Annotated in this window: 10 protein-coding genes; 7 read left to right on the top strand and 3 right to left on the bottom strand. The window is 71.2% G+C overall.

The genetic code is table 11. The annotated features are described in order from the left end of the window. Positions 1-525: 525 nt before the first annotated feature. The gene (locus Aco04nite_RS33915; protein WP_213001317.1) at positions 526-1,815 is read right to left on the bottom strand and encodes a PA0049 family protein; all 1,290 of its coding nucleotides are present in this window, start codon (positions 1,813-1,815) and stop codon (positions 526-528) included. Between the two features lie 55 nt (positions 1,816-1,870). Then, positions 1,871-2,737, bottom strand: a complete 867-nt coding sequence (locus Aco04nite_RS33910) for a DMT family transporter (RefSeq protein WP_213001316.1) — start codon at positions 2,735-2,737, stop codon at positions 1,871-1,873. 68 nt (positions 2,738-2,805) lie between these two features. Here Aco04nite_RS33910 and pdxR point away from each other — a divergent pair, with 68 nt between their 5' ends. The 7 genes from pdxR (at position 2,806) to fxsT (ending at position 13,367) form a co-directional block, all read left to right on the top strand. Further along, positions 2,806-4,191, top strand: a complete 1,386-nt coding sequence (gene pdxR / locus Aco04nite_RS33905) for a MocR-like pyridoxine biosynthesis transcription factor PdxR (RefSeq protein WP_213001315.1) — start codon at positions 2,806-2,808, stop codon at positions 4,189-4,191. Between the two features lie 135 nt (positions 4,192-4,326). Continuing rightward, positions 4,327-4,494, top strand: a complete 168-nt coding sequence (locus Aco04nite_RS33900) for a hypothetical protein (protein ID WP_203836168.1) — start codon at positions 4,327-4,329, stop codon at positions 4,492-4,494. Beyond that, positions 4,448-6,820, top strand: a complete 2,373-nt coding sequence (locus tag Aco04nite_RS33895) for an FxsB family cyclophane-forming radical SAM/SPASM peptide maturase (protein ID WP_308161710.1) — start codon at positions 4,448-4,450, stop codon at positions 6,818-6,820. Before Aco04nite_RS33900 ends, Aco04nite_RS33895 begins: the two co-directional genes overlap by 47 nt. A gap of 107 nt (positions 6,821-6,927) precedes the next feature. After that, a complete protein-coding gene (locus tag Aco04nite_RS33890) occupies positions 6,928-7,767 on the top strand; it encodes an AAC(3) family N-acetyltransferase (RefSeq protein ID WP_213001314.1) in 840 nt (279 codons plus the stop codon). Next, positions 7,719-8,384, top strand: a complete 666-nt coding sequence (locus Aco04nite_RS33885; RefSeq protein ID WP_213001313.1) for a TIR-like protein FxsC — start codon at positions 7,719-7,721, stop codon at positions 8,382-8,384. Before Aco04nite_RS33890 ends, Aco04nite_RS33885 begins: the two co-directional genes overlap by 49 nt. Then, positions 8,381-9,541: a TIR-like protein FxsC gene (locus Aco04nite_RS33880; RefSeq protein ID WP_213001312.1), complete on the top strand. Its 1,161-nt coding sequence runs from the start codon at positions 8,381-8,383 to the stop codon at positions 9,539-9,541. Before Aco04nite_RS33885 ends, Aco04nite_RS33880 begins: the two co-directional genes overlap by 4 nt. Then, positions 9,534-13,367, top strand: coding sequence for an FxSxx-COOH system tetratricopeptide repeat protein (gene fxsT / locus Aco04nite_RS33875; protein ID WP_213001311.1), 3,834 nt, complete (start codon positions 9,534-9,536; stop codon positions 13,365-13,367). Before Aco04nite_RS33880 ends, fxsT begins: the two co-directional genes overlap by 8 nt. Here fxsT and Aco04nite_RS33870 read toward each other — a convergent pair. Beyond that, on the bottom strand, positions 13,318-14,262 hold the full coding sequence (locus Aco04nite_RS33870) for an alpha/beta fold hydrolase (RefSeq protein ID WP_213001310.1): 945 nt from the start codon (positions 14,260-14,262) through the stop codon (positions 13,318-13,320). The two genes, fxsT and Aco04nite_RS33870, sit on opposite strands and share 50 nt — an antisense overlap. Positions 14,263-14,736 lie beyond the last annotated feature (474 nt).

The raw sequence follows: 14,736 nt of genomic DNA, 5'->3' as shown, positions 1-14,736 counted from the left end.
ACTCGGACCTGGACTCGGACCCGGACCCGGACCGGGAACTGGCGCCGGAGCGGGAACTGGAGCCGCGGCCTCAGCCGCTTTTGGAGTCGGGGCGAGGGCCGGATTCTGTTGCGGGAGCGGGGCTGGTGTTGGGGCAGTCAGGGTCCGGGTCTGGGTGGGCGGGGTCTGGGCGGGCGGGGTCTGGGGGCGTTCAGGCGGCCAGACCGAGGACGCGCGGGCCACCTCGTTCGGCGGCTGAATTGTGGTTCGTTATGCGAGATTAGGGGCTGGGGTGCGGTTTGTGGGACGTCCTTGCCTGTGCGGCATCATTGTTGCCGCCATTATTCGTGGCGGGCTTCTGAGTTGACGATTGGGGCTTTCGAAAGTTCGTGCTTGTTCGTTTTGCTTTGATTTCTTGGAGGGTATGAGGGGCGATACTGCGGGAGGTTTGGTGCGATTGGTGTGGGTGTTCCAGGCGGGTTTCGGTGGTGATTTTGGGCGCTGGCTCGTGGGTTTTCTGTGTGTTGAGAATTGGATAGGGGATGGTTAGGCGGTGGCGCCGGCGGCTTTTACCAGGGTGATGGTTTGGGTGATGGTGGCTGTTCGGTCCTGGGTGAAGGGGGTGTCGATCAGGGTCAGGGGGTCTGTGGGGTAGATCAGGGCTGAGATGTGGAGGTGGCCGCCGGGGATGTCGGTGGCGCCCAGTTGGAGGCGGAGGCGGTTGGTGCGGTACATGCTTTCGTTGGAGAGGTAGTTGCCGCCGCCGCCGGATTGGGCTTGGGAGGTGGGGGTGGGGGCGGTGGTTTGGCAGGTGATGGGGCCGGTGGGGCGGTCAGCGTCGGGCCAGGTGCAGGTTCGGGGGTTGAGGGCTGTGGGCCAGGGGGTGGTGGCGGCGTCGATCATGGACTGGTGGGGGAGGGTGGTTTCGATGAATTCGGGGGTGGGGGTGGGTTGGGGCCAGTGGGGGGCCGGGGGGATGAGTTCGGGGGTGCCTTCGTTGTTGTTGTCGGGGGAGCCGCCTCGCCAGGCGCCGGCCCATTGTTCGATGTTCATGAGGCCTCGGTTGCCCTGGCTGATGGTCATGATGAGGTCGGCGCGTTCGGGGGCGTCGTGGGTGAGGTGGGGGCCGAAGGCGTCCTCGACGATGCCGGTGTTGAAGGCGCTCCAGGTGACCGGGAGGACGACGGACTGGATGCGGATGGGGTGGCCTTGCGAGCTATAGGTGAGGCCGTCCAGTTGCAGGGCCGAGGCTCCTGAGGGGTTCGAGCGGCGGATCTCGCCGTTGAGCTGGTACGGGTCGAAGCCGCTGATGAGGATCTTCTTCACGCCGGGGCCGAAGGTGGTGGAGGTGATGCCGCGGGCTGCGTACTCGTAGGTTCTGAGCAGGGCTTCGCGGGTGGTTTGCGTGAGGGGGAAGCGGGGGTTCCATTGGCGGATGTCGCGGGTGCCCATCAGGCGGGTCCAGTAGAGCGGGCGGTCGTCGTAACGGTCGATGGTGCCCATGGTGATCCGGCCCTGGGCTCGGGCTACCGCGGTGCGCCAGAGGGCAGCGCCCTGGCGTTGCAGGATCCGGTGCGCGGCCGCGATCGAGGGGGCACGGCAGAGAGCAGTCGAGAGCTTGCGGGGGTACGCCGTGAAGCCGCCCAGCGACACGAGTTCGTACGGGACGCGGGTGCCGCCGGGGAGGGCGGGTGTTTCGATGCGGCTCTCCTCGTACGTGGTGGGGGCTGTCCGGTCGAAGCACGAAGCGCCGGCCGTCGCGGGCTGGGGGACTGCGAGGGCGGCGGTCGCGCTGAGGATGACAGCGGTGACGAGCCGGGCCGTGAGGGGACGCAACGGGATACCTACCTTCGTCGGGCAGCAGCGGCAACGGGGACATCGAAGTTGTTGACTATATGGCGCGGGGGCGGGAGATGCCGAGGGCCAGTCCGGCCGTGACCGTGGCGATTCCGGCCCAGACGAGCAGGCGGGGGAGAGGGTCGCCGAGGGCGGTCCCGGCCAGGGCCGCGGCGACCGGGGCTACGCCGGTGAGCAGGCCTGTCTGGCCGGCGCCGAGGCTGCGGACGCTGCTGTACCAGAGGACGAAGGCGACGGCGGTGACCATGACCGCCAGGTAGGCGCCGGCCAGGAGGTCGTTGCCGGTCAGCCGCGATACAGCGCCGGGGCCTTCGACGGTCAGGCTGAGCGCGGTCAGGATGAGGGCGGCCAGCCAGGTGGTGTGCAGGGAGACGCCGACGGCGCCGTGCCGGGTCAGGACCGGGACGGCGAGGAGGGTGAAGGCGGCCTCGCAGGCGAAGGTGACGACTGCCCAGGCGAGGCCGGTGGCGTCGGCTCGGCCGAAGCCCTGGACCAGGGCGGCGCCGGCGGTCACGACGGCTGCCGCGAGCAGGACGGTGCGGCTCACCGGGCGGCCCTCGAGCGCGGGGCCGGCGACGGCGAGCAGGGGTGGTACGCAGGCCACGGCTACCCCGAGTACGGCGGGTTCGGCGTGGCCGGCGCCCTCGACGAGGGCCAGGTTGAACAGGACCATGCCGGTTGCTGCGATGCCGGTGAGCCAGAACCAGTCGCGGCCGCGGGGGCGGAGGACGGGGATCCGGCGGCTCCGGGCGTACCCGTAGAGAAGCAGGCAGGCGACCGCGTAGCGCAAGGCCTGGACCGTGAATTGGGGGGCGTCGGCCAGGGAGCCGGAGATCGCGACGGAGCCGCCGACGAAGGCCATGCCGGTGGCTGCGGTCAGGTACGGAATGAGGCGGGACACCTCACCGATGCTCGGCGGGGTTATGGTCCTTCCGGAAGGACCAATCCCGAGCCGAGCGGGAGGGCCAAATGGACTTCCTGGGCGTCCCACCTGCCCGGGACCGCACCGCGTGGCTCGTGGAGGCCCTGCGCGCCGCGATCGCCGACGGGCGGCTCGCCGACGGTTCACGGTTGCCCGCCACCCGGGTGCTCGCGCAGGAGCTCGGGTTCTCGCGGGGTGTGGTTGTCGAGGCGTATCAGCGGCTGACCGATGAGGGGCTGCTCAGCGGGCGTACGGGGGCGGGGACCCGGGTGACCGCGCCGGCGTCGCACGCCTGGCATCGGCCGGAGCGGGCCGAGCCGCCGGGGCTGCGGTTGCCGTTGCCGCCCGTGCGGGGGCTGGAGCTCGACCTGTCACCCGGGCTGCCGGATCTGTCGGCGTTCCCGCGCGCCGCGTGGCTGCGGGCGGAGCGGGCCGTGCTCGGTGAGACCACGGGTGCCGATCTGGGCTACGGCGATCCGCGGGGTAATCCGCGGCTGCGTGCCGAGCTGGCGACCTGGCTGGGCCGGCACCGTGGCGTACGGGCCACCGCCGACGACATCCTCGTGGTGAGCGGCGTCGCCCAGGCGCTCGCGCTGCTCTGCCGGGTCCTGTGCGCGCGGGGCATCGACGCGTGGGGGATGGAGGACCCGGGCTCGCGCGGTGCCCGTGACCAGCTCGTTCACTGGGGTGTGCAGCCGGTCGCCGTGCCTGTGGACGGGCACGGGCTGCGGGTCGCCGAGCTGGCCGCGACGGAGCTGCGCGCGGTGCTGCTCACTCCGGCTCACCAGTTCCCGACCGGGGTGGTGCTCAGTCCTCGGCGGCGGCTCGCCCTGCTGGAGTGGTCCGGGCTGATCGTCGAGGACGACTACGACGCCGAGCACCGCTACGACCGGCCGCCCGTCGCCGCGTTGCAGGCGTCCGCGCCGGACCGGGTGGCGTACTGCGGGAGCGTCTCCAAGTCGCTGGCACCCGGGATGCGGCTCGGGTGGCTGATCGCGCCGCGGGAGTTGCAGGCCGATCTGGTTGCCGCCAAGCACGGCAGTGACCTGGGGAACCCGGCGCTGGCCCAGCTCGTGCTCGCCCGGCTGCTGGCCACCGGGGAACACGACCGGCACCTGCGCACGGTCCGGCGGCGTCAGCGGCGGCACCGCGACGCGCTGGTGGCCGCGTTGCGCGAGCATGTGCCGGCGGCGCGGGTCGAGGGGGTGGCGGCCGGGCTGCACGTGCTGGTGACGCTGCCGGGGGACGCGGACGATGCGGAGCTGGCGGCGCGGATCGGGGCTCTGGGCGTACGCGTGCAGCCGTTGTCCTGGCATCGGCAGCGACCGGGGCCGCCGGGTCTCGTCCTCGGGTATGCGGCACAGCCGCCCGATCGCCTGCTGGAAGCGGTCCGCAGGATCGGCCGGATCCTGGGTGGATGGACGCCCGCCTGACAGGCCCGGCAAACGATTCACGTTCCGTCAGCTTTGGATGACTTCGAGTAGAGAACTGTCTATGGTGGGATGGTCCGCCCCATCCCGATCGGAGGGGCGTCCGTGCAGGCATCCGATCCAGGGAGAATCAGCGCCATGGAGCAGTCCACCGTGGAAGAGCCCACCACCCGCCCACCGGCGGTGAGCGTTCCGCTCGAGCGCCGGGCGGCACCGGTCGCCGCGCCGATCGTCGACCGGATCCTGCGGGTCCCTGCGCGTGATCAGCGGTCCCGTGACGTCTCCGCCTTCCAGTCCTTCATCTAGGACGCATCCGCGCCCCGGGACGCCCCTGCGCCAGTTCGTTCTCAAGGTGCACGGCCTGTGCAACCTGGCGTGTGATCACTGCTACGTGTACGAGCTCGCGGACCAGACCTGGCGCGACAAGCCCGCGTTCATGGCGCCGGGGACGGTGCGACACGCGGCCGCCCGGATAGCCGAGCACGCGGCGGAGCACAGCCTCGGCGCGGTCGGCATCGTGCTGCACGGCGGTGAGCCCCTGCTGATGGGCGCGCCACGGCTGCGCGAGACGCTGACCGTGCTCGACGCGGCGATCGCGCCGGTCGCGTGGATCGACTGGCGGATGCAGACCAACGGCATCCTGCTGACCGACGAGATCGGCGAGCTGCTGCTCGAGTTCGGGGTCAAGGTCGGCGTCTCGCTCGACGGCGATCGGGAGGCCAACGACCGGCACCGGCGCTACCGGCACGGCGGGGGCAGTCACCCCGAGACGCTGCGCGGGCTGGCGTTGCTGCGCAAACCGAGATTCCGGGAGTTGTACGCGGGCCTGCTCTGCACGATCGACGTCCGCAACGACCCGATCGCGGTCTACGAGGCGCTGCTCGCGCAGGAGCCACCGCACGTCGACCTGCTGCTGCCCCACGCGACCTGGGACGAGCCCCCGCCGTACGCGCAGCCGGGCACCACGCCGTACGCCGACTGGCTCCTGCGCGTGCACGACCGCTGGCTCGCCGACGGCCGCCCGGTGCCGATCCGCTCCTTCGACGCGCTGCACACGATCGCGCGGGGCGGCCGGAGCGAGACCGAGGCCGTCGGCGTCGACCGGGGCATCGTGGCGGTGATCGAGACGGACGGCACCTGGGAGCAGCCGGACTCGATGAAGGTCGCCTTCCACGGCGCGGCGGGCACGGGTCGCGACGTGGTGACCACCTCCGCCGACGAGCTGCTCGACCTGCCCGCGATGCGTCACCGGCAGTCCGGACTGGCCGGGCTCAGCGCGACCTGTCGCGCCTGTCCGGTGGTCGCCCGGTGCGGAGGCGGACTGTACGCCCACCGCTACCGCACCGGCTCCGGATTCGACAACCCGTCGGTCTACTGCGCCGATCTGAAGGGGCTCATCACATCCATGGACAGCGCGCCTCAGCCCGTTGGCAACGGCCTCCCGGTCCTGCCCGACTGGGTCTTCGACGAGCTCGCGTCCGGTGGCGGCGGCCCCCTGGCCATCGCCTACCTGACAGCCGCGCAGGAGTCGATCACCCGGGCGCTCCTGGTGGCCGTCGCCGGGCACGCCGACGAGACAGCAGCCCGGGCGTGGCCGCTGCTCGCCGACCTCGACAAGCAGTCGCCGGCAGCGGTACGGGCCGTGGTGACCCACCCCTTCGTCCGCACCTGGGCGGTCCAGTGCCTGCGCGACGGGCACGACACCGCCCGGCTCGCGGACGTCGTGGCGGCGGTGGTGATCGCTGCCGGCACCGACGCCCAGGTCGAGGTCACACCCCGCAACGGCCAGATCCACCTCCCTTCCATAGGTACGCTCACCGCGCCCACCCCCGCCAACGTCATGATCACCTCCCGCGCCCTGACCGCCACCGGTCCACTCGCCGCCGGAACGCCTGCTGAGACGCTTGCTGGGACGTCTGCTCAGACGCCCCCCGGGGTTGCGGGAGTCGGAGGGGTCGTCGTCGGTTCCGGGTTTGCGCCGGTTCGGACGGTCGAGGTGGACGGGCGGGTGCTGCGGCTCGAGGACGCCGACCCCTACCGGGACTGTCACGAATGGCCGGCGACCGGGCCGCTCACCGACGGCGACGCCGAGGCGTGGGCCACGAGCCTGACGGCGGCCTGGCGCGAGCTGAGCCTCGATGCGCCGGAGCAGTTAGCCGGCTTGGGCGAGCTGGTGACCGTGGTGACCCCGCTCGTGGCGGCCGCTGACGGGACGTTACGCAGCGCGACGTCGCAGCAGGCTTTCGGCGCGCTGGGCATCGCGGCGACGGACGATCCCGCCGCGCTGGCCGTGATGCTGGTGCACGAGTTCCAGCACGCGAAGCTCGGGGCGGTGCTGGACCTCTACGACCTGGTCGACCCGGACTCGGCCGATCCGGTGACGGTGGGGTGGCGACCGGACGCACGGCCGGCCGAGCTGGCGTTGCAGGGAACGTACGCCCACCTCGCCGTCGCCGACATCTGGCGCCGCCGGGCCCTGCGGTCGGCCCCGGGAGCGGCCGGGTACTACACGATGTACCGCGACTGGACCCTCCACGCGGCCGACGCACTGCGCAACGGGACAGCGCTCACCGAGAGGGGCCGCCGCTTCGTCGACGGCATCGCCGCCACGATCGCCCGCTGGCCGAAGTGACCCGCAGCGATCACCCGACGCCCGGTGCGACTCCCGGCCGAAGCCCGACGCCCGGCGTGACGCGTGGCGATGATGCGGCGCCCGGCGGGACCCGTGGCGATGACGCGGTGTCCGCCGTGGCAGCGGGGGCGGTGGCCGGTCAGTTGCGCGCTGCGGGCGTACCCATAGGGAGTGATCTGCTTGTGCATGTGTCGTTGAGCCGGTTGGGGGTGGACAAGGCGTTGCTGCTGGCGGGGTTGCGGGAGGCGGCCGGGCCGGGGGCGACGATCATGGTGCCGGCGCAGACGGCGCACAACTCGGTTACCAGTCCGGCCTATCGGCGGGCGGTTGCGGGGATGGATGAGCGGGAGATCCGGGAGTATGAGGCGGCGATGCCGGGGTTCTCGCCGGCGATGCCGTCGTCCGGGTGCGGGGGGTTCGCGGAGTACGTACGTCAGCTGCCCGGGGCGGTCCGCAGCGGCCACCCGCAGACCTCGTTCGCGGCGGTGGGGCCGCGGGCCGCGGACCTGATGGCGGTGCACGATCTGGAGTCGCATCTGGGGGAGCGCTCGCCGCTCGGGGCGCTGTACCGCGACGGTGGTCATGCCCTGCTGATCGGGTGTGACTGGTCGAGTTGCACCGCGCTGCACCTGGCCGAGTGCAGGGTGCCCCGGATGCCGCGGAAACGGTACCGCTGTTTCGTCGAGCACCACGGGCGGCGGATCACCCGGGACTTCCTCGGTGTGGACCATGACGACAGCGACTTTCTCGCGCTCGGCAGGGCGTTCGAGGCGACGGGCGGGGCGTGGAGCGGGCCCCTCGGATGCACTACCGTCACCGTCCTGCCGGTGCGGGCGGCCGTCCACTTTGCAGTGCGGTGGTTGACTGATAGTCGGAAGCTCCAAGAGGGGGACGGCAAGTGGCCGCAGCGATCATCGACGATCCCGGTGCCCCCGTGTTCTTCCTGAGTTATGCGCGTCCCGACCGGGCCCGTGCGGTGTCGGCGCCGCGCGAGCCGAACAGGTACGTGATGCGGTTCTTCGACGAGCTCACCGCGAACGTCAACGAGCTCGTCGGGTCGCCGGCCGGGCAGGATCCGGGATACCTCGACCTCGGCCACGGCGGTGGGGAGCACTGGCAGAAGGCGGTGCTGCACGGAGCGGGAACGTGCCAGGTGCTCGTCTGCCTGCTGTCGCGGCCCTATCTCTTCCAGAGCAACTGGTGTCCACTGGAGTGGGACGTGTTCGCGCGCCGCAAGGTGCTGCCCCGGGCCGCGGCGGCGCCGGGGATCGAGAGCGCGATCGTGCCCGTGCTCTGGACACCGTTCCACGAGATGCTGCCGGGGGTGACCGCCGACGTGAACATCTTCCGGCCGACCGGGCTGCCCGACGAGGACTACACCGCCCGGTATCTGACCGACGGGCTGTTCGGGCTGCTGCGGACCGGGCAGACCGAGATCTACGAGGCGATCGTCTGGAAGCTGGCGATGCACATCCAGCGGATCCACAGCCTGTACTGGGTCGAGCCGGGCGTGCCGGAGGGCATCGCTGGCCTGCGTCAGAGCTTCAGCGAGGGGATGCCATGAGCTTCTTCCTGAGTTACGCGCACTCGGCGCCGCTCACCGACGCGGGCCGCCGGGACACCGATACCGATTATTGGGTACGCCGCTGCTTCAACGACCTGTCCCAGGAGGTCGCGAGGCTGCTGTCCACCGACCCGGGCCGCGTCGGGTTCGTCGACTACCTCGTGGAGCCCGGCGCCGACTGGAAGGCCATGCTCACCGACAGCCTGGGCCGGGCGGAGGTGTTCGTCCCGCTCTACTCGCCGGGCTACTTCAACAAGTCGTGGCCGCTGCGCGAGCGTGCCACGTTCCTCGACCGGATCGCGCGGGCCTTCGCGGACCGCCCCGACCGGGCCCGCGCGCACGTCGTGCCGGTGCTGTGGATCCCGCTGCCGTCCTGGGACAAGATCCCGGAGCTGAACGCCGCCCTGACGCTCGGCGCCGGCATCCCCGAGTACGCCGAGAACGGCCTGCGTGCCCTGTGCATGCTGGCGTCCTACCGGGAGCAGTACCGCAGGGTCCTCAACCGGCTCGCCCACCGGATCGTGGAGGTAACCGAGCGCAGCGAGCTGCCCCCGGGCGAGGTGACGCCGCTGAACGAGATCGCCCTGCCCGACCAGATGACCAACGAGACCCCGTTCGTGGTCGGCGTGATCGCGGAGCGGCCCGGCGGCGTCGGCGAACGGTCCGGCTGGCGGCCGTTCGGCGCGGCGCAGGACCCGCCGGTCGCGGAGTACGTCGCGAACGTCGCCGAACGTCTCGGGCTGCCGACCCGGATCATCGACCGTCCCCCGGACCTGAAAGCCGTGGACAACTCTCCCGCGGTGATCCTCGTGGACCCTCGGGCGGTCGACCGCGACGACGCTCTCGGTGAACTGCGGGGCCACCTGCACCCCTGGGTGACGACGGTGGTGGTGACCGACCGTCATGAGCCGCGTTATCCCCAGGGTGGGGCCGAGGCCGCCGGACGGGCGGTGACCCGGCTGACGGCGCTCGGCGCTCACCGCGTACATCAGGCATTCGAAGTGGAGGAACTGGCCGACATGATGCCGTCCGCGGTGAGCGAGGCACGCCGGCAGTATCTCCGCCGCGAATCCGTTCACGTTCCGGGCGGGTCCCCCCGTCCGCGGCTCGGCGACGGCGACCCGCCGCCGGCACCCGGGAAGGGCACCGATGTCTGAGCACCGGCACGGCAAAGTGGTGACGTTCTACTCGTTCAAGGGGGGCACCGGCCGGACCATGGCGCTGGCCAACGTCGCCTGGATCCTCGCCGCGAACGGCAAACGCGTCCTCGTCGCCGACTGGGACCTCGAGTCACCCGGGCTGCACCGCTTCTTCCAGCCGTTCCTCGACACCGAGGCGATCGAGACCACCAGCGGCGTCATCGACATGATCCGCTCGTACGAGTGGCAGACCACCCGCGCCGAGGATCTGCGCGAGGGCTGGCACCAGGAGCTCGCCCGGGTCAGCAAGTACGCGTTCTCGCTCGACTGGACGGAATTCCCCGGCGAGGGCCAGCTCGACTTCCTGTCCGCCGGTCGGCAGAACCAGAACTACGCAGCCAACCTCACCGGCATGAACTGGGACGACTTCTACGAACGCCTCGGCGGGGGCGCGTTCCTCGACGCGTTGCGCGAGGACATGAAGGCGAACTACGACTACACGCTGATCGACAGCCGCACCGGGCTCAGCGACGTGGCCGACATCTGCACGATCCAGCTCCCGGACGTGCTCGTCGACTGTTTCACGTTCAGCGAGCAGGGCATCGAGGGTGCGGCCCGGGTCGCCGCCGCGATCGCGAAACGCAGGTCGCCGCGCAGCGTACGCATCCTGCCGGTGCCGATGCGGGTCGACCCGGCGGAGAAGGACAAGGCCGACGCCGGGCGGGCCTTCGCCATGCAGCGTTTCCCCGGCATGCCGACCGGGATGACGGCCGGCGACCGCGACCGTTACTGGAACGCGGTCGAGGTGCCCTACCGGCCGTTCTACGCCTACGAGGAGACCCTCGCGACGTTCGGTGACCGGCCCGGTCAGTACATGTCACTGCTCGCGGCCTACGAGATGCTCACCCGGCACATCACCGACGGCGAGGTGGGATCGCTGCCGGCCATGGACGAATCTCTGCGTACGCGCACAGTGGCGCGTTTCCTGCGCCAGCTCTCCTTCGTCGAGGAGGAGGTGACGCTGCACCACGCCCCGGAGGACCAGGTCTGGGCGGAGTGGATCGGCGGGCTGCTCGCCGCGACCGGGATCCAGGTGCACGAGCCGGGCGCCGCCGGGGCCGGGTCCGGGCGCAGCCTGACCGTCGTCTCGCACGCCAACGCCGGGGAGCAGGCCGGGGTGGTGCCCCGCGACCGCAGCGATCCGCGACCGCCGCTCGCCGTCTACGTCGAGGACGTCCCGAGGGTGCCGGCGTTCCCGATCGGCTCGTCCGCGTTCCTCAGCGGCACCACCCGGGACGTCGCGGTGGAACGCCTGCTCAAGCTGGTGGGACGCCCGCCCCTCGCCCCGGCCGACGTCGACTCGGCCGGGGTCCGGTTCCCCGGCGAGGCGGCGCTCGTGTTCAACCCGCTGGCCCGCAACGCGCGGTTCACCGGCCGCGAGAAGGACCTGCGCGAGCTGCGTTCCCGGCTGCGCGGCGGCAACCCGGTGGTGCTGTCCGGGCCGATGCCGGTGGCGTTGCAGGGCATGGGCGGCATCGGCAAGACCCAGGTCGCTCTGGAGTACGCCCATCGCTACAAGAACGCCTACGACGTGGTCTGGTGGATCGACGCGGAGCAGGTGATGTTCATCGACGTCGCGCTGGCCGAGCTGGGCGCCCGGCTCAACCTCCTGCTGCCACAGACCAGCGTCCTGGACGCCGCGAAAGCCGTGGTCAACGCGCTGGAGCACGGCGACCCGTCGGCCCGCTGGCTGCTGATCTTCGACAACGCCGAGGACGTCGAGTCGGTCCTGAAGTTCGTACCGCGCGGCCCCGGCCACGTCGTGATCACCTCCCGCAACAACCAGTGGGGTGACCGCGCGCAGACGGTGCAGATCGACGTGTTCCAGCGCCGGGAGAGCATCACCCACCTGCGCCAGCGGGTGCCGGGCATCAAGCTCGACCAGGCCGACCGGATCGCGGAGATCCTCGGTGACCTGCCCATCGCGGTCGCCGCCGCCGGGGCCTGGCTCGCGGAGACCGGCGAACAGGTCGGCGAATACCTGAGCCACGTCGAGCAGCAGGGCCCCGGCGGTGCCGTGGACGAGGTGTGGGAGCTGTCGCTGGGGCTGCTGCGCAAACGGTCCGAGGCGGCGTACCGGCTGCTGCAACTCTGCTCCGTGCTCGCGCCGGAGATCTCCCTCGACCTGATCTACAGCGACGAGCTCGCCGCGGCGCTGAGCTCCTACGACCCGCTGGTCTCCGAACGCGCCTACCGCGGCTCGCTGGTGCAGCACATCAACCGCCTGGCCCTGCTCAAGCTCGACGTCGCCCGCAACCAGATCCAGGTGCACCGGCTGCTGCAGCACGTGCTGCGCAGCCGGATGAGCCCGCAGGAGCTCGAGGACACCCGCCACCAGATCCACCTCGTCCTCGCCGGGCTGCGGCCCCGCTACGAGATCGACGACCCCCGCTCGTGGGCGCGGTTCCGGATGCTGTGGCCGCACCTCGAGCTGTCCAACGCCGACTCGTGCAAGGACGAGGCCGTCCGCCAGCTGATGATCGACCGGATCCGCTACATCTGGCTCACCGGCGGGCTCAAGGAGGGGCGCCTGCTCGGCGAGCAGATCGACCGGCGCTGGAGCGCCATGCTGGCCGCGGGCCTGGAGCCCGCCACCGCGACCGCGCTGCACCGCCAGGTCCTGCACCTGCGGTTCAACGTCGCGAACATCATGCGGCAGATGGCGCACTTCGAGGACGCCCGCGCGCTGGACGAGCAGGTCCTCGACGCGCAGCTGGAGCTGCTCGGCCCGCATCACCCGCACACCCTGATGACCGCCGGTGGTCTCGGCGCCGACCTGCGCGCCCTCGGCCGCTACACCGAGGCGCTGCAGCGCGACGAGCAGACGTACGCATCCTGGGTGGAGCACTTCGGGGAGGACTATGCGCGTACGCAGTCCGCGCTGAACAACCTCGCCACCACGCAGCGGCTCGCCGGCGATTTCCGCAGCGCCCGCAAGCACGACCAGGAGCTCTGGGACCGCCGCAAGGACGCCGTCGGCCCGGCCCACCCGAACACCCTGGGCACCGGCACGAACCTCGGCCGGGACCTGCGCGAAGCCGGCGAGTACCGCAACTCCGTCGAGCTGCTGGAGATCGTCGCCCGCCGGCACGAGAGCGTCTACGGCTCCGGGTCGCACCGCACGCTCAGCGCCCGCGCCAACCTCGCCGTCTCGGTGGGCAGCGCCGGACGCCCCGACCGGGCCGCGCAGCTGCTCGAAGAGGCGTATGAGCAGCTCAACGAGGTCGTCGGGCCCAGCAACCCGGACACCCTCGCGTGCCGGCTCAGCCGCGCGGTCAGCCTGCTCGCGATCGGGGAGACGGCCAGTGCCACCAGCGAGCTGGAAGAGGTCCGGCTCGCGTACGGTGCCAGCCTCGGCCAGCGGCACCCGCACACCCTGGCCTGCGTGAACAACCTCGCCGCGGCGTCACGGGCGGCGGGCGACCTGGCCACGGCGAAGGACTACGCGGGGCACGCCGCCGGGGAGCTGCGCGCGGTGCTCGGGGCGGACCACCCTTACGTCCTGGCCGCCGAGCTGAACCTGGCGATCCTGCACGCCGAGACCGGCGAGGCCCGCGAAGGTCTGCGGATCATCGACGCCGCGATGGAGAAGCATCTCGAGGTGCTCGGCCCGGACCACCCCGACACGCTGCGCTGCGCCGCCAACCGGGCCCTGATGCGCTCGGGCGACGGCTCGGACGCGGGGGAGCGGCTGTCCCGGGCGCTGGGCGATCACCACCCGGCGGTGACAGCCCTCAAGGAACGGCGATACCTGCACCGGATGCTGGACCCGCACCCGTTCTGACCGGCACCGGGCGCTCGGCGACCAGCCACGTCAAGATCTCGGGGAGCACCTCCACCGCTCCGAAATGCGCGGTGGAGGCCTGGATCTGGATCTGCGCACCGGGAATCTGCCCGGCGAGCCACCGCGCATGGCTGACCGGCGAGAAGTTGTCGTCGGCGCCGTGCCACAACAGCACCTCACCGCGCACGTCCTCCAACCGGAACCCCCAGCTCGACCGGAACGCGGAAACGTCGTCGATCCAGCCGAACGGCCCCTCCCGCAACGCCTCCACATAGGTCTCGGCCAGCAGCCGCCGGATCACGATGTCATCGACGACCTTGAGATCCGGGTCGGTCATCTGCGTCCGCAGCACGTCAACCATGCTCTCCGGATCCCGCCGGGCCCGATCGGCCTGCAACCGCAACCGCTCGACATGCTTCGACCAGTCGTTGTCAGCGGTCTCGTACTCCCGGACGTTCCCGTCGGTCATCCCACTGAGCCAGTCGAGCCCGCTCGCATCCGACGGCGCGATCCCGACCAGCACCGCGGTCCGGCTCACCCGCCCCCGGCACAACGCGGCGGCAGCCAGCGCGTGCGGCCCGCCCCCCGACCGCCCCACCACGGCGAACTGCCGCAGCCCGAGCGAATCAGCAATGGTCTCGATATCCTCCGCCGCGTCGGCCACCGCCCGCTTCGGATGCCGCGTCGACCCGCCGTACCCCGGCCGGTCATAACTGATCAGCGTCACCCCGAGCCGATAGAGCACACTGCTGCGCGGCTTCGGCCCGAGCCGGCTCCCCGGCGTCCCGTGCAGCAGAAACACCGGCGACCCCTGCGGATGCCCGGTCACCGCGAACTCCAGGACACGTCCGTCTCGAGCCTCGACCTGACGGCGGCTGGCTCGATCCTGAAACACGCGTCTGCCTCCTGCGCCCACGGCGGTATCCGGGCCCAACCCTATTTCATCACCGGGCCCCGCAGCGTCGTTCCGCCCCGCGACGCCCTGATTCTGACACCCCGGGTATTTCTTTTGGATGAAATCATCCCTGGATACGGCCTCCGCACCCGCCCGGTTCGATCTCGTCAGCAGTTAGCCGCAAGATACTGCCCAGCGTGGCGTCCCGCCCCGCCCGCGTCTCCGCGGCGATCTTCTCCAGCACGGCTGCGCCTTTCTCCTCAGGCCCATTCCCCGGGTGCGCCGAGGGCGCCGAGCTCGGCCTCTGCCCCGTATAACGCGCACGCGGCCGCTACCTGAACCTGCTGTCCTAGCCCGATCCGCTGGACGAGGACCCGCTCGCCTGTCGGATACGGCTCAGCAGCCGGTCATAGCTGGCTCCCCCAGGAACTCGGCGGTGAGCTCCCGGACCACGCCGACGATCTCCAGCGCGTC

The organism is Winogradskya consettensis (assembly GCF_018332715.1).
In the GTDB taxonomy this organism is placed as follows: domain Bacteria; phylum Actinomycetota; class Actinomycetes; order Mycobacteriales; family Micromonosporaceae; genus Actinoplanes; species Actinoplanes consettensis.
Note: the sequence above shows the minus strand (reverse complement) of the source record. Positions and strands in the feature narration are given on the sequence as shown.

Bases quoted from the DNA above. Each gene is read 5' to 3' on its own strand.
- Aco04nite_RS33900 (WP_203836168.1), top strand. From the start codon at position 4,327: ATGGAGCAGTCCACCGTGGAAGAGCCCACCACCCGCCCACCGGCGGTG.
- fxsT (WP_213001311.1), top strand. From the start codon at position 9,534: ATGTCTGAGCACCGGCACGGCAAAGTGGTGACGTTCTACTCGTTCAAG.
- pdxR (WP_213001315.1), top strand. From the start codon at position 2,806: ATGGACTTCCTGGGCGTCCCACCTGCCCGGGACCGCACCGCGTGGCTC.
- Aco04nite_RS33880 (WP_213001312.1), top strand. From the start codon at position 8,381: ATGAGCTTCTTCCTGAGTTACGCGCACTCGGCGCCGCTCACCGACGCG.